The following is an 18,922-nucleotide window of genomic DNA, read 5'->3' as shown; positions in this document are numbered from 1 at the left end:
ATGACCGACTGGACTATCGATACCGAAGCCAAGACCGCGACCGCCACCGTGCTGCATGGCACGCTGACGATCAGCCGGCGCGAGGACACCAAGACCCTTCGCGCCCGCTGGGCCCTGGAGGCGCCCTCGCCGCTGGAAGGTGAGGACCTGCCGCCGCTGGTGGTTCACAAGAGCTTCGGCCTGCCGGAATGCGGCAGCGTCGCCGCCGCGCAAGTCAAGGCCGAGGCCAACGTGCGCGAGAGCTTCTCCAAGACCCACCCCGAAGAGTACGCCGCGTTCGTGGCGGCCGAGGCGGTGGCGGCCGAGGAAGACGCCGGGCCGGACCCGTTCTGATGAATGCGCTGGGCGATCGCTGGACCGGCTATGCCCGCTCCGAGCAATCGGGGCTGGGACCGACCGTCCACTACCACGTCGATGGCGCGATCTTCGGCGATTGCCCGGCCGACTACTACTTCGGCCTCTCCTATGCGTCCTGGCTGGTCCTCCCCCGGCTGTCGCTCCAGGAGATGCCGATCGACTGGCAGGTCCGCTTCTTCGACCTGCTGGCCGAGGCCGGCGATGGGCTTCGCGTGCCGGACGAGCTGTCCGTCATTCGCAGGAGCCCCGCCGGCCGCTTCATCAACAACTCTCACTGGAACGACTACCGGCGCGGCTCCGTCGCCAGGGCGGTCCAGGATGACATTCTCCTGGAGAACCCTCCGCAATGGACCTGAAGTCCCTCAAGGCCCTCGCGGCCAAGCTCAAGTCGCCCTCGCTGGAAGAGGCCCGCGAGATCGAGGCCGGCCTTGCCGCCCTGCTGGGCGCGCGCAAGCCTTCTGAAGCGCCGAACTACCTCACTAGCCACTCGGCGCTTCTGGGGCTGCTGAGCAGCCTGCTGAAGGGCGCGGCCGTGGAGACCACGACCACTTCGGCGTTCGGCAAGACCTACTACAACGTCACTGTCCGCCACCTGCGCCTACCCAAGGAGGCCAAGGGCAAGAGCACCAGCTGCGAAGTCTCGCTCGCCCAGGCCCTGGTCGCGGCGCTGATCAGCGTCGAGCGGTCCAAGGAGGCCGGCGACGAGGCCAAGGTGGTCGAGAACGAGGGCGACTACATCGTCAGCGGCACGGGCCGCGCCGCCGGCTCCATGCGCGCCAGCGGCTTCAAGCCCGGCGCCCAGCTGGGCGGCAGGTCCAGCGGTTCGATGATCGGCAGGCAGCTGCCGGCCGCGCCGGCCTCGGCCGCTCGCTAAGCCACATGACCTGCATCGCCTACAAGGACGGGGTCCTGGCGGCCGACAGCTGGGTGCTCGATGCCTGGACGCCGCTGGGGCAGCTGGAAAAGATCGGCGCCCGGGGCCCTCTGCTGTTCGGGAGCACCGGCGACAGCGCGGCGGGGCAGGTCTTCAGCGACTGGGTCCGCTCCAAGGCCTTCGAGGAGTGGCTGCGCACCAACGACCGAGCGCTCCTGCCGGACATCTCGTCGTCCCAGGACCGCACGGTCGTGGCCTGCCTGTTCCTGCCCGACGACAGCTGCATACGCTTTGAGTCCGGCTCCGCCCCCTACCGCATCAAGGCGCCCTTCTACGCCCTGGGCTCTGGCGGGTGGATCGCGATCGGAGCCATGGCCGCTGGTGCATCAGCCGAGGAGGCCGTCGGCTACGCTTGCGATTTCGACATCGGCACCAACGGGCCCGTCCGGGTCCGGAAGCGGGGCGCCTGATGCAGGGGCGTAGCAGGGGCGACATCGTGCGCGAGCAGGTGTTCGTCGACATGATGCCGGCGCGCGTGAAGGAGCTCTTCCACGAGTACGACTTCGACTGGGTCATGGACGCCATGGCTTTGGCAGGCGTCGGGGCGCGGCGCGCCGGCTCCATGGTCCAGATCAGCGGCAACATCGGCGACGCCGAGACGATCCTGGCCTCCAGCCGCCGCGCTATCCAGGAGCGTATCCTTGCCGGCGCGGACCCCGACTACATTCCGCCCTCCGCCGCCTGCGAGCCGGACGCCCCGTCTTGCCCCCAGCGGCGTCATATCCGACACTAGGACCGTCACCGACTCCCCTCAATTCGGACCAGGGACGTCCTCCCAAGGGACGTCGAGAGGTTAACTTGGGCCGTCCTCGGAGGTGACACGTGGGCGCTTCGGCGCGTCATATCGAGCAAGGGCGGCAACCCCTGGACTAGGGCCGGCGAGCAATCGCCGGCCCTTTTCATTTGCCGTTGACGCCGGCAATCACGCATCGTATGTCAGCAAATGACGACACATAGCGTGAATCAATGACAGCGATTGGCAACACACTTTCCGGCCTCGACCCCCGCTGGGCGCACGACTTCGACCGCCATCTGGACATCGACCACTACCGCCGCCGGGACCCCTCCGAGCTGATCTGCGAGATCGCGGCGGCCCTCGTGGATGCTGGCCGGCGCTACACCGGCGAGTACCGGCGCGCCGTTGAACAGAAGCGCATGATCGATATCAGCGCGCCGCAAACTCAGTTCGTCCGCAGCTTCGTGTGGGGCCCATCTGGCGAGTTCACGGGCTTTCCAGTGCTGCCGTCCATGACGTTCGAAGTCTGGGAAGTCTTTCAGGACCGCAAGGTCAAAGGCTCGCCCCACAGGGTTGAGGTTGGGCCTGCCCGCTGCTTTGTCCGGCTCGACGACTCGTCGTGGAACCACAGCCATTATGGCGGGCGCGCCGCTTTCAACTCGGCCTGCTTCTTCTGGTTCTACTCCTACGATGACTTGGGCGCTGCACGCGAGATGCTCGCCCGTCTCGGCCGAGGAGAGTTCGCGTGAGTGCTCTCGCATCCGGAGAAGTCTTCGAACTGGGCGAGGTGCTCAGGCACTGCGCCTTCGACAGCGACAAGCTCGATGCCTGGATCGGCATGCTGGCCTCCAAGACCTACCGCGAGGGCTTTGGCATCCTTCGAGACGGTGAGAACCGCTACGATCCCATCGGCGTCCTGGCGCACATGAACGGCGCCAAGTGGAAGTGGGATCGCGCCGCAGGGGCTTACGCCATCGACGGCGCCATCGACCTGCTGAGCGCAGAGCGGATGGCCAAGCTGCTGGGCGTCAAAGATGCTCCGCCCCACGCGGCCTTTGGCAAGCTTGGACGGCGCATCAGCCGCGCTGCGGACACCGGACTGGATCACGCCGCCATCGCCATGGCCTTGAAGGAAGCAAAGACCCAAGCCGGCGAGACGCAGGCCGGGCTCTCGCGCCTGATGGAAAACGCTCAGGCCGCCCTCAGCCATCTTGAGCGCTACGGCCACGCCCGCAGCTACAGCCGCAGCCGGCCCTCTCTACGTGGCGAGTACGATTTCGCCCGGGCGAGGGGCTTCCGATGATCAGGTCCCACATCCTCATCTGCGGCGGCCGGGTCGGCGAAGTCACCCAAAGCCGCGTTGTCTTCCCGATCCTGGACGACATCTTCGGCGACTACCCGCGCTGGACCCGCTTCGCCCACGGCGGCGCCAGGGGCCTAGATCGCCTCGTAGGCATCTGGGCCGGCAAGCGCGGCTTTGCCTGCGACGTCTACGCGATCGACGGCCTCATCGACGGATGGGACGACGAGGCGCCGTTCCGCCGCAACCGGCGCATGGACGCCGACTTCAATCCCGACTGGGTCCTTGGCTTTCCTGGCCACGGCGGGACCCTGGACATGCTGAAGGTCGCCAAGGCGGCCGGACGAGCCGTGGCCGACATCGAATTCAACCCCGACAACACCTGGACTCTCAAGCATTGGCCGAACTGACTTTCCGCCGCCCCATGTTGGCGCCTAACAAGGTCGCCGACATCTCTATCCCGCGCCCTGGCATGGCCTACAGCTTCAAGCTGGACGGGCAGCGCAGCATTAATGAGGAGCATGGCTCCGAGCCGCCGATCGAATACACCGGGCCTCGCCGGCTCTGGGGCAATCACTGGTCGCGACCCCTGACCCGCTCGCTGGAGCCGGTGGCCAACCTCTACGCCCGTTACCTCCTCTCGACACTGCCGGCCGGCTTGGACGGCGAGCTGGGCGTCGTCGACGAGGATGGATCGGTGAACTTCCGCCGGACCCAGTCGGAGCTGCGCTCGCCCGACGGGGAGCCCGACATCCGCCTCTTCCTGTTCGACAACTTCCTGCACCCCGGCAGGTTCATGGAGCGGCACAACTCGCTCTACAAGCTGGCCCTGCCCAACTGGGTCTCGATCCTGGAACACCGTATCCTCAACACCCCCGAGGAGGTGCGGGCCTTCTACCGCGAGGCTCGTCTGCGCAAGCATGAGGGCCTGATCGGCCGTGATCCGGACGCGCTCTACAAGCACAATCGCGCCACCGAAAAGGAAGGCTCGATGTTTAAGGTCAAGCCCAAGGCCGACGCCGAGGGCGTGGTCGTCGGGCTGGTCCAGGGCCGCAAGAACATGAACGAGAAGACCCGCGACAACCGGGGCTTCGCCAAGCGCAGCTCGGCCAAGGCGGGGCAGCAGCTCATCGACAGCCTGGGCGCCTGGATGGTGATGAGCCCCAAGTGGCCCGGCAAGGTCTTCGAGATCGGCACCGGCGGCACGAAGGCTGAGCGGGACGAGTGGTGGGCCAATCGCGACAAGGGCGCGATCGGCGAGATCATCACCTTCGAGTTCCAGGACGACGATGTCTACGACGTGCCGCGCAGCGCCTCCTACAAGGGCAAGCGGGCGCTCCAGGACCTGCCGCCCGAGGTCCACGCCGACTTCCTGGAGCTGATCGAACTGGCCATCACCCAGGGCGACCAGGGCGTGGGGAGGGCCAAGGCCACCTACCAGGAAGCCGCGTGACGGTCCTGGGCTGGCTTCTCGGCGCGGCCGGGGCGTACATCGCCTTGGCCCTCGCCATCTGCACCTACACCGGCCGGTGTGTGACGTGCGGCAAGAACGACTGGTCGGAGCATTATCTCTTCGGCCGCTGGTGCAACAACTGCTGGAACAAGGAGGGCGTGGCCAGTGAGCCTGCTCGATAAGATCAAGACCGACGCCCTGGAGGCCCGCAAGGCCAGGGAAACCCTGAGGGCCACGCTGCTGGTCACCCTGACCTCGGAAGCCGCCATCATCGGCAAGAACGACGGCGGACGCGAGACCACGGACGAGGAGACCACCCAGGTCGTCCGCAAGTTCCTCAAGGGTGTCAACGAGGTCCTGGAGCGCACGCCCGACAACGCCAGCGCCGCGCAGGAGAAGGCGATCCTGGAGGGCTACCTGCCTAAGGCCCTCTCGGCGGAAGACCTGAAGGCGGCCGTGGCCCAGGCGGCGGCCAGTGCCGGCGTCGCCATCGAGCCCAAGTCCACCAAGGCCATCAAGGCGCTGCTGGACGAGCGCTTCCCGGGCCAGATCGACGGCAAGGCGCTGTCTGAAGTGATCCGCGCCGGCTGATCCAGGACGCCGCGCAAAAGGAAAGGGCCGCTCCTCGGAGCGGCCCTTTTTCTATGTCCACGGCTTTCGCTGAGGCTGCCGGCCTCGGAATGGCTCCAGAGCGGCCTTGATGACCTCAGCAGCCTCCGCCAGCTGCGGCTCGTCAGCGTGCGGCATCCCGGGCAGGGCCATTAGGGCGACCAGCTGGTTGATGCGCTCCACCATCAGGTACTGGAGCTTGAGGCTGAGCTGCGGCGTAGTCGGCCGCCACCGCTGCTGGATGCCCGAGACGTCGAGCTGCCGGCTGACCAGCGACTTGGAGAACCCCAGCTCGTAGGCGCCGTCCGCCTTCCACTGCGATCCCCAGAGCGCCTCTCCGATGGCCCGGTAGTTGTCCTGGCTCAGGGCGTCGGGCGAATGCTGTGCGCTTGACCCTGGATAGGCGAAGGTGTGCCTACCCTGAGCTTTCAGCGCCGCCAGCGCGGCGGCGAAGCGCACCTCGGCCGGCGTGTCGGGCTCGTTCAGCTCGTCGGGGTTTGCGTCGGGCAGTTCGTCGGGGTCGACCGCGTCGCTCATATCGGTCCTCACTGGATCGGACGGGCGCCGCGAAGCAGCGCCGCATGTTGGAAAAGGTCGCTGGGCTCGTCGGCCGAGCGCGCGCGGAACACCTTGGTGACCCGGCCCACTTGGACCAGGGAGCCCAAAGGCAGGACCTCGGCAAGAGCCAAGGCTTGGCGCCCCAGCTCGGTGGGAGAGAAGCTCGCTCTGGAACCCAAGGCGCCATGGTGGGCGGTGACCACGCGCACGGCTTGGTTCTTCACGAGGCTGCGCAACACAGTGCGGCAGCGGGTCACCGTCACACCGGCGCGCTCGGCGACCTCCGCTGCTGAGCAGCCGATGTCCTGGCCGGCGACACGCTTTGCAGCGCATAGCGCCGCGAGCGCCTTGAAGACCGGAAGGTGGCCCAGGGCGATCTTCACCGCGCCCGTGGGCAGCCGCAGCATCAGGAAGTTGGACGAGGCCTCGGCGGCGGCAGCCTGGGCGGCGCGCAGTCGGCCGCCCGGCGGCGTCACGGCAGCTGTCGAGGCGTCCAGCGCTAAGGGCTCGCGACGCCTGCGGCGTGGCGGAGCGGCCGTGCTGTTATCCTCGATCATCGAGCCTCGCGGGTGATTGAAACCTGGGTCGGAGTAGCGTACACAGTGCCGGTCGTCAACACTTAGGCTCAGTCCGGGAGGAACTTCTGAAAACCAAGCACGTCAATTACATGCGCGGCTGGCTACTGGTCGTCGCCGTCGTTCTCATCGCTCTCAAGGCCTTCGGCGCGCCGTTCATTCGCGACATGCCCTGGTGGAGCGTCCTGGCTTTCCTGGGCCTGTGGATCGTGGTTTTCGCGGTGGGCGTCAGGCGCGCCATCAAGGATCGCCAGACCCCTGACAGCCTCTCGTGAAAAAGGCCCGCCGGCAACGGCGGGCCTTCTTCGTTAGAGCCAGACCACCTGGGGCGGCCGGCCGCGCTTTCGCACGACCTTGACCTCGCCGGCCTTGATGAGGTCGCGCAGCAGGCGCTCGACCTTCGGGGTCTTTGAGCCGGTGCGATCCTTCACGGGGCGGCCCAGGCTCGGCTCGACGGGCTGCTCGGGATCGGGGCTGCGCAGCTCTCGGCGCAGCTCCTCAGCGGTGACGGCCGAAGAGCCCAGCTGCGCCAGGAGGTTTTCGTAGGCGTCCTGCATCAGGCGGCCTGCGCCTGATCTTCGGCCAGCAGCAGCGGCTTGCAGGTGTAGGTGACGCCGCCGTCGTCGTCGTAGTCCATGTTTACGATGTAGTCCTTCTTGTCGATGTTGAAGACGCGGCCGTCGAGCGAGCGCATCTTCTTGTGGAACCGCTGCTTCTTCTGGTCGTCGTTGTTGCCCTCGACCACATCCATATCCATGGACTCAGCGTGCTCGAACAGACGGGCGGAGCTGGTCTGCTCCTGGCCGAAGCGCTTGATCCATTCGCGGACGAACTGGCGGATCGCCGTTTCGTCGGCGTCCGCGCCCATGTTCTTGCGGTTGTCCAGGAAGCCTTCGATGCCGGCGCACATCAGCACGCCGCCCACCTGCTCGGACCAGTCCTCAAACGAGGCGCGCTTGCGCTCTGTGAAGCGCGGGGCGCCCTGATTGATCCAGTGCATGATCAGTACGAGGATGTGGTAGACCGACGTCGACCGCGTCTGGAGCAGGAACTGCTCGTAGTTGGGCCGCTTGAACTTGCGGTTCTGGATGTCGGCGGTCTTGCCGTTCAGCCTGATCCAGCAGATGCGCCGCTCCATCTCCGAGCCGACGATGGGGTTGTTGCCCGTCGCGACCCAGGCAAAGCGGTTGGGCCGCTCCACGGTGCGGGTCGAGCCCAGCAGACGGCCCCCGATGGTCTTGGCCGTCAGGGACTGGAGCAGGGAGCGCGAGTTGAACTCCTTGACGTCGTCGTAGAAGAGATAGGTGCGGGCCTCCATGATGGTGGCCAGGAGCGCCTTCTGCATCTCCTCTTCGTTGTTGGAGTAGCGCAGCGGCGCCGGCTCGGCCCCATCGTAGAGCAGCATCGGGACCTTCGCCAGGAAGGTGCCGCCGGTGCCCGGCGCGGGCTTGGAGACGAAGAACACCGGCGTGCAGCTGTTGATCATCCGGCGCATGTACGGCGTGATGATCATGGCCATGGCGTTGGCTTCCGAGGGCTCGCGCCGCTCGTTGCCCTTGAGATCGTAGTCCAGGAACGGGAAGTCCACGAGGATTTCCTCACGGAACCAGCGCACCGCCGCATCCACGTCCTCGTCGGTGGGCTCGGCCGGGACCTCGGGCACCTCGAAGCCGGTGTCGGCCATGATCAGGTCCAGCTCCTTGCGCCAGCCGGGCGCGGAGATCAGCTCGCCAGTCTCGGTGAAGAGCGGCGTATAGATGACCTCCGGCGTCTGCGGCAGCCGGGTGTAGGCCGTCTCGAAGACGTGCTCGGAGACGTCGCGCGGCACGGGCCCTCGGGCGCCGTCGCCGTTGTCGCCGCGCCGCACGAAGGTCACCAGCTCGTTGAGGTCAGCCCACAGGGTGCGGGGCGACAGCTCCTCGAACTTGATGCGCCGGCTGACCGGATCGGTGGTCATGCGCACTGGGCGGTTCTGGAGACAGGTGAACACCGGCTGGTGCTCGCGCTCATTGGTGCGGCGAAGGGCGCGGAAGCAGGCGCCGAACGCCTCGTCGAAATTGTAGTCGCCCTGGAAGGTGAAGATCGAGCGGCCCAGCGGGTCCTCGGTCGTGCCCTTGTCGCTGGCCTGCTTGTCGAGTTCCGAGCGAACGGCCTTGAACATCTTGGCGATGACCGGCGAGCGCAGCTTGGTCTTCGTGCGGACGAGGTCCTGGGCTCGCGCCAGGGGCGCGGGGCCCAGCTTGGCCTCGCAGATCGCGACGATCGCGTCTTCGATGTCCTCGTTGCTGCTGTCGGGCGTCAGCCCGGCGATCAATTCCTCGTAGGCGGCCCGGGCGCGGTCCTCCTTCTCGACCTTGGCGGCGGCGGCCGACAGCGGCTTGGCGGCGTCACCCTCGCCGGCCATGGCGTTGTAGGAGTCGTCCTCCAGCACCTCGCGCTCGAACCAGCCGTCGGCGATCATCTTGCCGACCATGTCGAGGTTGGTGCGCTCCTGGCAGCTCTCGTGACGGCAGCTCACGGTGAAGACCGGCGAGGCGCTGTCTCCGGCGTTGACCGCCATGCAGGCGCGGTCCTCGCTGTCGCCAGGGTTGGAGTGCTCATCGTCGAAGGGGCACTCGATCTCGATCTTGGTCCCCGATCGGCTGCGCACCTTCTCGGGCGCGTGATCCTCGATCACGTCCCTGATCTGGAAGCCTTCGGCGCGCTTGACGCCCCAGCGCGCCAGTTCGCGGCCGGCCTCGGTGGAGGACTTGCCTCCGCCCTTGCCCGACGGCTTCTCGGCCTCGGCTGCGATAGCCTCCAGGCCTTCGAGCTTGGCGTCCAGCTCCAGGTCACGCCAGTCCAGCAGACCGCCGCCAAAGAGGCTGGTCTGGTGGGGGCGGCCCTTGGCATGGCGGGGGAAGTAGAACAGGCGCGAGGGATCGAGCGCGGCCTTGTCGACCGGCACGTCCAGCATGCGCCCGATCGCCAGTGGGACCTTGTTCCAGGTCTTCATCGCCTCCTCGTGCGTCTCGGCGATCGAGGCGAAGACGAAGGGCTCGGCGAAGGGGAACACCACGCGATGCTTGGGGAAGGGCGCGTGGGTGAAGTAGACCATCAGACCTTCGGGCGTGTGCTCCTCGCGGTCGTAGGTCGCCGTCTGGGCGATCGACTCGATCCAATGGTCAGCCTCGACCAGGAAGCGCCGATAGGTGGCCTCGTCGCCCAGCGTGACGCCGGCCTTCTTGGCCCACTTGGAGATGCGGTCCTTCTTGAACTCGGTGATGGTCTTGCCGTTCGACGGGCTGGTATAGCGCACCGCCAGGAGGCCGGACGCCTTGATGGCGCGGTCCAGCGCGCCGCCGTCGACGCCGACGTCGATGTCCAGGCCCACGCCGTAGCAGGCCTTCACCGCTTCCTTGCGCCGGTTCTTGCCGATGATCTCGCCCATGACGAAGCCCGGGCCGTCCTTCTTGGGATCGACCGGGTGCTTGGCCAGGACCGAGATCAGCTGACCGATCGGCATGGTGGTGTTGCGCCAGTTGGTGGACATCCGGTTGGCGCCGGTGGAGATCACGACCTCCTGGGCGAGCGCGGGCGCGTCCCAGTCGATGGGGGTGAGAATATCCGCGTCGAGGAGCTTCTCGACAGCGCCCTCGTCCCAGGGCGGCGGCTCCTGCACGGGCCCATTGGCCGGCGCGGGCGCTGCGGGCGCTGCGGCAGGCTCGGCTTCGTCCTCGGGGCCCAGGGCCTCGATCAGAGCGCTCAGGGGGTGGTAGGCGTCGGCATCGAGGCTCACCAGTTCCCAGCCGTTGTCGGCCGGCGTCGGGATGGCCTCATCGACGCCCCAGCCCAGGTGCTCGCACAGCGCCTCGACCTCAGCGACGCCGGCCGGGGTTTCGAGCGCCCAGACGCAGAGCAGCTGGTCGTTCTTGAAGAGCGCCGCCGTCGGCTTGACGACGAAGTCCTCCCATTGGTCGGGCGTGGCGTTCTCGGCGAGATTGCAGACGAACGAGACCGCGCCATCGGCGAGGACGGGAAAGAGGTAGATGGGGGCGTTGGCAGCTTCGGCAATGAACGCCGCGAGGGCCTTGCCGTCGGCGACCGGCGCCTCCTGATCTTCGGCGTAGGAAAGCCGGAAGGGCGCGTCGCTCGCTCCGACGAGGGCGTTGAGGAAATCGTTCAAACTGGACATTCGCGGGGATGTTCGGGGAGGCGAGAGGCCGCCGGGCGGCTCGTCTCGTTGAGGCGGCAACCTCGGCCACATCGCCGCGAATGTCAAGAAATGGCGACACTCATTTTTGAGGAGGTTCGCTACCCCCAGGCGGCGACGAGCTGGCGCTGCATCGGGCTGACGTCGACGTAGCGCTGGGTGGTTTCCAAGCTCTTGTGGCCTGCCATGTGCTGCACATCGACCAGCGAGCAGCCGTGCAGATTCGCCGTGCGCGCCCTGGAGGTGATGAAGGTGCGCCGACCTGAGTGGCTCGTGCAGCCGTAAAGGCGCGCCGAATCGTACAGGCGCCGGAACCACATGACCACGGCCGACGACGTGACCTGCCCCGGCTCGGTGGTGAACCGGCCAGCATAGGGTCGCGTGTTGTTGTGCAAGGCGTAGAAGACGTAGACGTCCTCGGGGCGGGCGCGCCGCAGGCGTACCAGGGCGTCATGGAGGCCTTGCTCCATGGGGATCACGCGCTCAACCGAGCGCTTTGCGACGTCGCTGGTGATGTGGACTTCCCAGCCCACCTCGCCACGGCTGTCGCAGATGTTGTTCGACCATCGCAAGCCCGCGATCTCCTTGGCGCGCAGGCCCGCGTAAAACGAGAGCCGCAGCGCTACCTCATCGCGCAGAGCGTGTGAGTTGTCCTTGTGCTGAACCATGGTCAGCAGGTCTTGGAACTGGGCTAGATCGAGAGTCTTGGCGCGCTTGACAGCCATGCGAACCTCCGTGGATGTCGAATTTTAACGACACCTAGCGGCTTAGGTGATGCCTGTCAACTCTTGGTGTCAGGTCGAGTATCGGAGGCCTTCACCGCGTCCTTCACTCGTAACGCCCGGCGAAGGCGCTACACCTGTCACGCCGTCCTTGAACTTGCGGCGCCGCTCCTTCTTCACGGCGCCCAAGGCGCGAGCGAGCAGGGCGGCGTCGTCGCCTATCGTCCGGGCCCAGGTCGCATCGAACTTGGCAATGACGTCGCGAAGTTCCGCATGGACCTTGACCGTGAAGACCGGAATGTCGTCGTGGACGATCTGCGTCCACGCCTGATGCTTGACGCCCTGGATGTCATAGCCAGGGCGAATGACCGTGAAGGTTTCGAGGCCGCGCACAAAGGCGCCGATCCGGTGGGCTTGGATGGCGCCGCCATGCAGGGCGATCAGGTCGCGCGCCACTTCAGTGCAGCACCCGGCCGTCGACCAGCAGAACGCCGTTGCTCCGCTTGCAGACTAGGCGCCTGAACGCGTCGAACCAGTATTCGGCCTTGCCGTGCTGCGCGAACGCCGCGCCGCGTGCCTGTTCGGGCTGCATGGCCGCCAGGGCCTCGTAGAACTGGACGCGCAGATCGGAGAGGTAGAAGCCGGACAGGATGAGGCTGGCGTCTTCGCTGAGCGACCAATCCTCAATCGGGAGCGGCAGGTCCAGGTTGAAGTGCCCCGCCGGCAGGTCGAGCGCCATGCAGATGTAGGCCACCTTCTGCTTGTTGCAGTAGGTGTTCGAGAGGCCTTCGTCCGGCGTTTCGTCCGAGCAGATCGCGGCGTGCAGCTCGCTGTGGCTATGGGCTAGCGCGGGGGTTCGCTCGGGGCCGTCTGCGGCTCCGTGACGGCCAGGATTCCGTGGATGGGACAATCTTTCCTCGCGTACCAAGCAGGGCGCTTCTGGTCGGGCATGTGCAGCGTCACGAAGTCGGACTTCATGTCGCCGGGCTCCTGGCAGCAGCACTCACCCTGCGCTGAGCGCGGGGGCGCAAAACGATGAGAGATGCCGGAACTCATGTCGGGGATTCTCCCCTCGAACTGCCCGTGTGTCAAGAAATCCGGCGTTAATGGAAAATCAGTGTCGCCATTTCTTGACACTCGGCCGCGCGCCTTCTAGGCCTTGGGCAACATCAACGCCCACGGAACGCCATGCGCGACACCGCACAACTCATGGCCCTCGATACGCACGGCGCGATCGAGGCCATCCGCGTCAGAATAGCCGACTCCCGGAAAGCCATCCGGATGCAGATCGACGAGACCTATTCAGACAAGTACGCCGCCCCCGTCCGCGAGCTGGCGACCAACGCCTGGGACAGCCACAAGCGGGCCGGGCAGACCAAGCCCTTCTTCGTCCACTGTCCGACCGAGCTGCGGCCCGAGTTCTTCATCCGGGACTACGGCGTCGGGATGACGCACGAGAAGATCAAGGACGTCTACTCGGTTCTGTTCGAGTCCGATAAGGACCAATCCAACGACGAGGCCGGCCGGTGGGGCATCGGCGCCATGGCGCCGTTCGCCGCCGTCGATATGTACTACCTCTCCTGCTTCGACGGGGAGGAGGCGCGGCACTACGGCTTCGGGATCAACGACGGTTACCCGACCCTCTACCTGCTCTCGCGTGAGATCAGCGACGAGCCGATCGGCGTGCGCATCGGCTTCAGCGTCGATCCCAAGGATTTCAGCCATTTCGAGAAGGCGATCAAGGACATCGCCCTCGGGTTCGATCCGGTGTTCGAGACCAACATCCAGCTGGGAAACCTCGGCGAGATGTCGCTGAGCGGCGAGGGTTGGGCCGCCTACGAGAAGTGCCAGCTGCGCGCCAGCCGCTGGTGGGTTCGCCAGGGCTGCGTCCTCTATCCGATCACGTCGCAGGCGGGGATCGACCTCCCGCTCGACTACGACCGGGTCTTCATCATCGACTGCCCCATCGGCACGGTGGACTTCACGACCAGTCGCGAACAGATCGCCTACAAGCCCGCCGTCGTCGAGTACCTCGCCGGCCGCATCGCCTCGGTGCAGGAGGACGTGAAGGCGCAACTGTGGGAGAAGGTGAAGGACATCCGTCATGTCGGCGCCTTCTTCAGCGCCATCACAAACGGCAAGCCCAAGTGGCTCAAGCCCGACTTTGTCCACCCGCTGACGAAGCTCGCATCCCCCCACTGGACGGCGAAGGCCGCCGAGAGCCTGATCTTCGAGGTCGAGCTGGACCGGTACGGGCGGTGGAACTTCAAGGCCAAGACCAGTCTGGAGCTGTCGGCAACGACCGCGCCTTTCCAGAACGCAATCTGCATCGGCGACCTCAAGCCCTTCCTGGACCCCACCCGGGACACCGTGACCTCGCGCCTGGATCGCGCCGACTACCTTTCGGCCAGCGAACTGCGGCGCCTGTCGCGGGTCACGCGGACCCTGATGGATCAGCGCAGCCTCAACAAGGTGACGTTCCTGATCGGCTGGACGTTCAAGGCGAAGTTCTGGGAAGCCTGCTTCGGCGCCGCCAAGCGTGAGGTGCTGACCGTCGATCAAGTCCGGCAGGCCATCCCGCGTCGCGTCGTTCCCATGGCCTCGACTGCCAAGCCCATGGTGCGCGGGGTCGCCTTCGCCAAGACAGCCGGCGAACAGCGCCCGGTGTTCTCGGTGGAGGCTCGCCAGGAGGGCTGCAAGCGCGCCTACGTGACGGCCGACGAGTACCGGCAGGCCGCTGGCAAGCTCTTCAAGCTGGCATACGCCATCGACGTGGACGGGCTGTTCATCGTCGCCGACTCGGCTCTCGCCGACTTCAAGGCTTCGGGATATCCGCATCTCAGCCAAGTGCTGAAGGCGAGCTACGTGGCCAAGGGCACGACGTTGCAAGCGTTCCTCTTCGCCCGGGACCACCTGTCGGCCTCTCACCTGCACAATCTCGTGTCGCTGTTGCGCCGGCTGCGAACCGAAGATCAAGACGCGCTGGGCGTGCTCATCCGCAGCAAGGGCGCCCTGGGCGCGGCGGCCAGGGCGATGAAGCCCTTCCTCGACCAAGGGCTCATGGACGGCTGGGAGGAGCACACCGACGCCATCAACATGCTCGCCAAGCTGCAAGGCAAGGACGCCTACAACAAGGCCCAGGTCACCCCGACGGCTGAGCAGCGCGAGGTGTTGGAGTGCTTTGCCGCCCTCAAGAGCCCTTCCTACTACCGCAACCTGACGCTAACGGCGCTGAGCCAGCTGAGCCAGATCGCGGCAAGCCACATTGGCCGCTTCGTCAAGGCCATCCTTCAGCTCGAAAAGACCTTCCCGGTCGCCGAGCCGCACCACTAAGCCCCTAGGGACTTCCTCCACAAAATGAGCACTACCCAAGCCCGGGTTCCCGCCATGATTGGCGACCCGGAGAACCCTTCCGCGCGCATTGCCTTCTTCCTGGACGGCAAGATGCGCAGCTACCTGCTGGCCTCCGAGCAGGGAAAGCGCGTCAAGGCGCTGATCACCGCCGAGGTCCAGGACCTGGAAGCGATCCGTGAGGTCGCCGACATCGTCAACTGGGTCGCCAAGCGCAGCTCCGGCCGCGTGGTGGTCGATGACCAAGACATGCTGCGCCTGGACGGCAAGCGCGTCGACTACGGGCTGGCCGGACGCATCATCAAGGTGGTGCAGCAGGGCTTCGACTTCGACACCCTGGCGCGCTTCATCGAGCGCGCGAACCGCAACCCCGACCAGAACGTCGTCAGCGACCTCTACCGCTTCCTGGAGAAGGGCAGCCTGCCGCTCACGCCCGAGGGCAAGTTCCTGGCCTTCAAGAAGGTCGACGACACCTACTGGAGCTACACCACCGGGCGCAACGGCAAGGTCCTCTACCTGCCCAACACCGTGGTAAGCGAGCCGCGCGAGGAGTGCGACGCCGACCGCAACCGGACCTGCTCGACGGGTCTGCACGCCTGTTCGTGGAACTACCTGAACTTCTGGTATCCGCGCCGGGGCCGCGTGATCATCGTCGAGATCGATCCCGAGCACGTCACCTCGGTGCCCAACGACCACAACGACGAGAAGCTGCGCACCTGCCTGCTGACGGTGGTGGGCGAAATCCCGGAAGACGACGCCAAGGAGCACTTCATCGAAACCGTGGACGCCCGCTATCCGGCCCTGCCGGTCGAGGCGCCGGTCGTCGAGGAAGTCCAGATCGCCGAAGAGGCGCCGGTCGCCGAGGAAGCTGCGGTCGAGGAGGCAGAGCCTGTCGCCCAGGCCGCCTCGGTGGTCATCGACTTCACCGCCGGCAACCTGACGTTCAAGGACGGGATCATCGTCGTCGAGGGCGCGGCCTTCACGTCGATCTCGCAGCCTGACGCTCTCGTCGAGATGGTCTCCAAGGTGGATGATGTCCTCGGCGAGGCTCCGGTGGCCGAGCCGGTCAACGTGCTGGGGCAGCCTGGGTTCGAGTTCCTGGACGCGGCGGCCAAGGCTCAGGCGATCGCCGAGACGGGCTACGCCGCCGGCCGCGCCAAGGCCGAGCAGGACGCCAACGACGGCTACGAGTTCACGCCCGACATCGACCTGCCTTACGGCGAGCTGCCGGTCGAGGATCATCCCGCCTATGCGCTGGCGTGGCTGAAGGGTTACGTCGAGTTCGCCCTGAACGGGCCGCTGGACGTCACCAAGCCGAGCCAGAAGTTCAACGAGGCCGCCTTCGACGGCTTCGACGCGGGGCTCTACGCCAAGGGCAATGGCGACCGCTTCAGCGTCGACCTGATCGACGACGCGCCCGATCTGGAAGACGAAGATCACCCGTGGTGGGCGACCGCGTACCTCACCGGATATGTGCGCGCCTACCAGGGCGGCGCGGCGGACGAGGCTTGGGCGGCGGCCAAGGCGGATCATTGGGCGCTGCTTGGCGCGCGCGAGGGCGAAGGTGACGCCCGGGACGCGTTCCCGGACTGCTACAGCAACGACCCGCGCGAGGGCGAAAGCTGGGACTCGATCGTCTGCGACCTCGCCACCATGGACCCGCACGGCGACGCCGCGCAGCATCGGTTCACCAAGGCCTACGAGCGCGGCTACCGCAACGCCTACCACGACACCTTCAACCTGCTGGACAAGCAGGCCGCCTGATGCCGGTGGTGTTCCAAAAGCGGTACTTCCGCGAGGACGCCCGGGCCAACCCCCAGGTCCTTTACGTCTTCGGCGACAACGTCGCCCGACGGGGCCTGGGCGGTCAGGCGGCCGAAATGCGCAACGAGCCGAACGCCGTGGGCGTCGCGACAAAGTACCGCCCGGCGCTCGACGATGACGCTTACTTCAGCGACGAGCCCCACGCGGTGGAGGCGCAGAACCGGATCATCGACCGGGACATGATGCGGCTCTTCGCGCACGTGAAGGCCGGCGGCATCGTCGTCTGGCCCTCCGATGACATCGGCTCCGAGCGCGCGGCCCTGGCCACCCGCTCGCCCTCCACCTGGGACTACCTCCAACAGAAGAAGGCCGCCCTGTTCCGGGCGGCCGAGCTGTTCGCCCAGTCCGCCTAAGCACTTCCTGAAATCGAGACCACCGGATGATCCGGATCGACTACGAACGGCACAAGTTCGTGGCGCTGGCGCCCTACGCCTTCAAGGACGACCTCAAGCGTGCGGGCTTCCGGTTCAACCGGGAGCGCCGCGCCTGGGTCACCGACAGCCAGGACGTCGCCACCGCGCTCAAGGGCGCGGTCTGGACCCAGCGCGCGATGGACCACATCGCCGCCGAGCTGGAGCTGGCCGACGTCAGTCACGAGATGTCGTGGCGGGCGGACACCGACTTCCAGCCGCCGGCGCCGCCGGGACTGGCGTACCTGCCCTATCAGCGGGCCGGCATCGAATACGCCCTGATGCGCAAGGACACGCTGATCGCCGATCAGCCGGGTCTCGGGAAGACCATCCAAGCGATCGGCGTGGTCAATGCCGACGAGGACGTTCGCCGCGTCCTGATCATCTGCCCCGCCAGCTTGAAGGAGAACTGGCGCCGGGAGGTGGACCGCTGGATGGTCGCCGATCTCACCTTTGGCATCGCCGAGACCCAGTACCGAGAACGCTTCAAGGACGGCCACTACAAGAACGGCAATCCACGCTGGCGCACGGTGATCCACCCGCGCCACTGGCCCGACACCGATGTCGTCATCATCAACTACGACATCCTGGACCGCTTCCCCGAGATCAAAGAGCAGGAGTGGGACCTCGTCGTCTGCGACGAGTGTCACGCCCTGAAGACTGAGACCTCGAACCGGACGCTCTTCGTGTTCGGCGGGGCCAAGCACCCGACCAAGGAGCAGGGCCGGGCCGGGCAGCGCACCGTCTGGCACACGGCGATCGACGCCGCGCGCCGCGTGTTCCTCTCGGGCACGCCGATGATGAGCCGTCCGATCGAGCTTTGGCCCTTCGTCAAAGCCTTCGACCCGCGCGGCCTGGGCCGCAGCTTCATCGACTACGCCTATCGCTATTGCGGCGCCTACGAGGGCAGCCACGGCCTGGACACTTCCGGCGCGACCAACCTGAAGGAGCTGGGCTCCAAGGTCCGCGAGCGCTTCATGGTTCGGCGCCTTAAGCGCGAGGTGCTGCCCGAGCTGCCGCTCAAGCGCCGGATCATCGTCACGCTGGATAGCCCCGAGCTGCGCGATCTCGTCGCCCGCGAGGACGAACTGTCCCTGGCGCTGAAGCTCTATGAGGCCAATTGCACACGCGCCAAGGAGGAGGGAACCAGGCCCTCCTACTCGATCGCCGAAGAAGCGGCGATCGGCGACATGATCACGGGCGCGGCCCATGCCTTCGGCTTCGGCGACGTCGATCCTGACCGCCCCAGCAGCCGCCAGCTGAAGCTCGACTACGCATCAGCGGTCCTGGGCCTGGAGCCGCCGGCCGTGGCGATCCTGTTCGAGGAAATGGCCTCTGTGCGCCGCGAGCTGGGCATGGCCAAGCTGAGCGCGGTCACCCCCTGGATCGACAACTTCCTGGAGGGCGGCGAGAAGCTCCTGGTCTTTGCCTACCACTCCGACGTGGTCAAGGAGCTGGCGGGCCGGCTGGCCCGTTGGGACCCGGCGGTGATCTTCGGCGGCACGCCCGTCAAGAAGCGCCAGCCCGAGGTCGACCGCCTCCAGAACGACGAGAACTGCCGCGTCTTCATCGGCAACATCCAGGCGGCCGGCGTCGGGTTCACCATGACCCGGGCCCATGACGTGGCTTTCGCCGAGGGCGATTGGGTGCCGGCCAACATCGAGCAGTGCGAAGATCGCGCCTGCCGGATCGGTCAGACGGCCGAGCAGATCATGTCGTACTTCCTGGTGGCCAACGGGTCTCTGGATTCGCGGATCGCCCAGGCCGCCAAGGCCAAGGAAGACCACATCGGCGAGGCGCTGGGCGCCTGATGGCTGGGGGCTCGATCTACGAGATGGCCCAGCGCATCCTCGATGCTCACGGGCTACAGTACGAGGTAAGACAGAGCAAGCATTGCAAAC

Annotated in this window: 23 protein-coding genes; 16 read left to right on the top strand and 7 right to left on the bottom strand. The window is 66.5% G+C overall.

The features are described 5' to 3' along the window. From AC07NS_RS18470 to AC07NS_RS18420, 11 genes are all read left to right on the top strand, one after another. Positions 1-333 (top strand): hypothetical protein, encoded by a 333-nt coding sequence (locus tag AC07NS_RS18470; protein WP_494605558.1) that lies wholly within the window; start codon positions 1-3, stop codon positions 331-333. Further along, positions 333-713, top strand: coding sequence for a hypothetical protein (locus AC07NS_RS18465; protein ID WP_494605556.1), 381 nt, complete (start codon positions 333-335; stop codon positions 711-713). Before AC07NS_RS18470 ends, AC07NS_RS18465 begins: the two co-directional genes overlap by 1 nt. Further along, a complete protein-coding gene (locus AC07NS_RS18460) occupies positions 704-1,231 on the top strand; it encodes a hypothetical protein (protein WP_494605554.1) in 528 nt (175 codons plus the stop codon). Before AC07NS_RS18465 ends, AC07NS_RS18460 begins: the two co-directional genes overlap by 10 nt. Positions 1,232-1,236: 5 nt before the next feature. Beyond that, positions 1,237-1,701, top strand: a complete 465-nt coding sequence (locus tag AC07NS_RS18455) for a hypothetical protein (RefSeq protein WP_494605552.1) — start codon at positions 1,237-1,239, stop codon at positions 1,699-1,701. Continuing rightward, a complete protein-coding gene (locus tag AC07NS_RS18450) occupies positions 1,701-2,024 on the top strand; it encodes a hypothetical protein (RefSeq protein WP_494605550.1) in 324 nt (107 codons plus the stop codon). Before AC07NS_RS18455 ends, AC07NS_RS18450 begins: the two co-directional genes overlap by 1 nt. A gap of 233 nt (positions 2,025-2,257) precedes the next feature. Further along, on the top strand, positions 2,258-2,776 hold the full coding sequence (locus tag AC07NS_RS18445) for a hypothetical protein (RefSeq protein WP_494605549.1): 519 nt from the start codon (positions 2,258-2,260) through the stop codon (positions 2,774-2,776). Beyond that, positions 2,773-3,330, top strand: coding sequence for a hypothetical protein (locus AC07NS_RS18440; RefSeq protein WP_494605547.1), 558 nt, complete (start codon positions 2,773-2,775; stop codon positions 3,328-3,330). Before AC07NS_RS18445 ends, AC07NS_RS18440 begins: the two co-directional genes overlap by 4 nt. Further along, positions 3,327-3,737 (top strand): SLOG family protein, encoded by a 411-nt coding sequence (locus tag AC07NS_RS18435; protein ID WP_494605546.1) that lies wholly within the window; start codon positions 3,327-3,329, stop codon positions 3,735-3,737. Before AC07NS_RS18440 ends, AC07NS_RS18435 begins: the two co-directional genes overlap by 4 nt. Further along, positions 3,725-4,780, top strand: coding sequence for an ATP-dependent DNA ligase (locus AC07NS_RS18430; RefSeq protein WP_494605544.1), 1,056 nt, complete (start codon positions 3,725-3,727; stop codon positions 4,778-4,780). Before AC07NS_RS18435 ends, AC07NS_RS18430 begins: the two co-directional genes overlap by 13 nt. After that, on the top strand, positions 4,777-4,962 hold the full coding sequence (locus AC07NS_RS18425) for a hypothetical protein (protein ID WP_494605542.1): 186 nt from the start codon (positions 4,777-4,779) through the stop codon (positions 4,960-4,962). The genes AC07NS_RS18430 and AC07NS_RS18425 overlap by 4 nt, the downstream gene beginning before the upstream one ends. Beyond that, positions 4,946-5,371, top strand: a complete 426-nt coding sequence (locus AC07NS_RS18420) for a GatB/YqeY domain-containing protein (RefSeq protein WP_494605540.1) — start codon at positions 4,946-4,948, stop codon at positions 5,369-5,371. The genes AC07NS_RS18425 and AC07NS_RS18420 overlap by 17 nt, the downstream gene beginning before the upstream one ends. Before the next feature lie 51 nt (positions 5,372-5,422). Here AC07NS_RS18420 and AC07NS_RS18415 read toward each other — a convergent pair whose 3' ends face one another. Together AC07NS_RS18415 and AC07NS_RS18410 are read right to left on the bottom strand one after the other, a co-directional pair. Next, a complete protein-coding gene (locus tag AC07NS_RS18415) occupies positions 5,423-5,926 on the bottom strand; it encodes a hypothetical protein (protein ID WP_494605537.1) in 504 nt (167 codons plus the stop codon). Positions 5,927-5,934: 8 nt separating this feature from the next. Then, positions 5,935-6,504, bottom strand: coding sequence for a hypothetical protein (locus AC07NS_RS18410; protein WP_494605536.1), 570 nt, complete (start codon positions 6,502-6,504; stop codon positions 5,935-5,937). 110 nt (positions 6,505-6,614) lie between these two features. Here AC07NS_RS18410 and AC07NS_RS18405 point away from each other — a divergent pair, with 110 nt between their 5' ends. Beyond that, positions 6,615-6,797 carry a hypothetical protein gene (locus AC07NS_RS18405; RefSeq protein ID WP_494605534.1) on the top strand — a complete coding sequence of 61 codons (183 nt, stop codon included), beginning with the start codon at positions 6,615-6,617 and terminating at the stop codon, positions 6,795-6,797. A gap of 33 nt (positions 6,798-6,830) precedes the next feature. On the opposite strand, the gene AC07NS_RS18400 is transcribed toward AC07NS_RS18405, so the two are convergent. From AC07NS_RS18400 to AC07NS_RS18380, 5 genes are all read right to left on the bottom strand, one after another. After that, positions 6,831-7,079: a hypothetical protein gene (locus tag AC07NS_RS18400; protein WP_494605532.1), complete on the bottom strand. Its 249-nt coding sequence runs from the start codon at positions 7,077-7,079 to the stop codon at positions 6,831-6,833. Next, on the bottom strand, positions 7,079-10,696 hold the full coding sequence (locus AC07NS_RS18395) for a hypothetical protein (RefSeq protein WP_494605530.1): 3,618 nt from the start codon (positions 10,694-10,696) through the stop codon (positions 7,079-7,081). Before AC07NS_RS18395 ends, AC07NS_RS18400 begins: the two co-directional genes overlap by 1 nt. Positions 10,697-10,815: 119 nt before the next feature. Continuing rightward, entirely contained in the window at positions 10,816-11,439 is a 624-nt protein-coding gene (locus AC07NS_RS18390) for a tyrosine-type recombinase/integrase (RefSeq protein WP_494605528.1), read from the bottom strand. 69 nt (positions 11,440-11,508) lie between these two features. Continuing rightward, positions 11,509-11,892 carry a hypothetical protein gene (locus tag AC07NS_RS18385; protein WP_494605526.1) on the bottom strand — a complete coding sequence of 128 codons (384 nt, stop codon included), beginning with the start codon at positions 11,890-11,892 and terminating at the stop codon, positions 11,509-11,511. A 1-nt stretch (position 11,893) separates the two neighbouring features. Beyond that, positions 11,894-12,346 carry a hypothetical protein gene (locus tag AC07NS_RS18380; protein ID WP_494605524.1) on the bottom strand — a complete coding sequence of 151 codons (453 nt, stop codon included), beginning with the start codon at positions 12,344-12,346 and terminating at the stop codon, positions 11,894-11,896. Positions 12,347-12,624: 278 nt separating this feature from the next. Here AC07NS_RS18380 and AC07NS_RS18375 point away from each other — a divergent pair, with 278 nt between their 5' ends. From AC07NS_RS18375 to AC07NS_RS18360, 4 genes are read left to right on the top strand one after another with little or no spacing between them, the layout of a single operon-like run. After that, complete coding sequence (locus AC07NS_RS18375; protein WP_494605522.1) at positions 12,625-14,769, top strand: hypothetical protein; 2,145 nt, start codon at positions 12,625-12,627, stop codon at positions 14,767-14,769. Between the two features lie 24 nt (positions 14,770-14,793). Continuing rightward, positions 14,794-16,551, top strand: coding sequence for a hypothetical protein (locus AC07NS_RS18370; RefSeq protein WP_494605521.1), 1,758 nt, complete (start codon positions 14,794-14,796; stop codon positions 16,549-16,551). Then, complete coding sequence (locus tag AC07NS_RS18365) at positions 16,551-16,964, top strand: DUF7831 domain-containing protein (protein ID WP_494605519.1); 414 nt, start codon at positions 16,551-16,553, stop codon at positions 16,962-16,964. Before AC07NS_RS18370 ends, AC07NS_RS18365 begins: the two co-directional genes overlap by 1 nt. Positions 16,965-16,990: 26 nt before the next feature. Next, positions 16,991-18,832, top strand: a complete 1,842-nt coding sequence (locus tag AC07NS_RS18360) for a DEAD/DEAH box helicase (protein ID WP_494605517.1) — start codon at positions 16,991-16,993, stop codon at positions 18,830-18,832. Positions 18,833-18,922 lie beyond the last annotated feature (90 nt).

Source organism: Caulobacter sp. GW821-FHT10A10, from assembly GCF_059415745.1.
The sequence above is the reverse complement of the archived record's forward strand: the minus strand, read 5'-3'. Positions and strand labels throughout refer to the sequence as shown.

Coding starts and splice junctions, on each gene's coding strand:
- AC07NS_RS18470 (WP_494605558.1), top strand. CDS start 1: ATGACCGACTGGACTATCGATACCGAAGCCAAGACCGCGACCGCCACC.
- AC07NS_RS18400 (WP_494605532.1), bottom strand. CDS start 7,079: ATGCAGGACGCCTACGAAAACCTCCTGGCGCAGCTGGGCTCTTCGGCC.
- AC07NS_RS18395 (WP_494605530.1), bottom strand. CDS start 10,696: ATGTCCAGTTTGAACGATTTCCTCAACGCCCTCGTCGGAGCGAGCGAC.
- AC07NS_RS18375 (WP_494605522.1), top strand. CDS start 12,625: ATGCGCGACACCGCACAACTCATGGCCCTCGATACGCACGGCGCGATC.
- AC07NS_RS18390 (WP_494605528.1), bottom strand. CDS start 11,439: ATGGCTGTCAAGCGCGCCAAGACTCTCGATCTAGCCCAGTTCCAAGAC.
- AC07NS_RS18405 (WP_494605534.1), top strand. CDS start 6,615: ATGCGCGGCTGGCTACTGGTCGTCGCCGTCGTTCTCATCGCTCTCAAG.
- AC07NS_RS18465 (WP_494605556.1), top strand. CDS start 333: ATGAATGCGCTGGGCGATCGCTGGACCGGCTATGCCCGCTCCGAGCAA.
- AC07NS_RS18415 (WP_494605537.1), bottom strand. CDS start 5,926: ATGAGCGACGCGGTCGACCCCGACGAACTGCCCGACGCAAACCCCGAC.
- AC07NS_RS18445 (WP_494605549.1), top strand. CDS start 2,258: ATGACAGCGATTGGCAACACACTTTCCGGCCTCGACCCCCGCTGGGCG.
- AC07NS_RS18365 (WP_494605519.1), top strand. CDS start 16,551: ATGCCGGTGGTGTTCCAAAAGCGGTACTTCCGCGAGGACGCCCGGGCC.
- AC07NS_RS18455 (WP_494605552.1), top strand. CDS start 1,237: ATGACCTGCATCGCCTACAAGGACGGGGTCCTGGCGGCCGACAGCTGG.
- AC07NS_RS18435 (WP_494605546.1), top strand. CDS start 3,327: ATGATCAGGTCCCACATCCTCATCTGCGGCGGCCGGGTCGGCGAAGTC.
- AC07NS_RS18370 (WP_494605521.1), top strand. CDS start 14,794: ATGAGCACTACCCAAGCCCGGGTTCCCGCCATGATTGGCGACCCGGAG.
- AC07NS_RS18410 (WP_494605536.1), bottom strand. CDS start 6,504: ATGATCGAGGATAACAGCACGGCCGCTCCGCCACGCCGCAGGCGTCGC.
- AC07NS_RS18450 (WP_494605550.1), top strand. CDS start 1,701: ATGCAGGGGCGTAGCAGGGGCGACATCGTGCGCGAGCAGGTGTTCGTC.
- AC07NS_RS18360 (WP_494605517.1), top strand. CDS start 16,991: ATGATCCGGATCGACTACGAACGGCACAAGTTCGTGGCGCTGGCGCCC.
- AC07NS_RS18460 (WP_494605554.1), top strand. CDS start 704: ATGGACCTGAAGTCCCTCAAGGCCCTCGCGGCCAAGCTCAAGTCGCCC.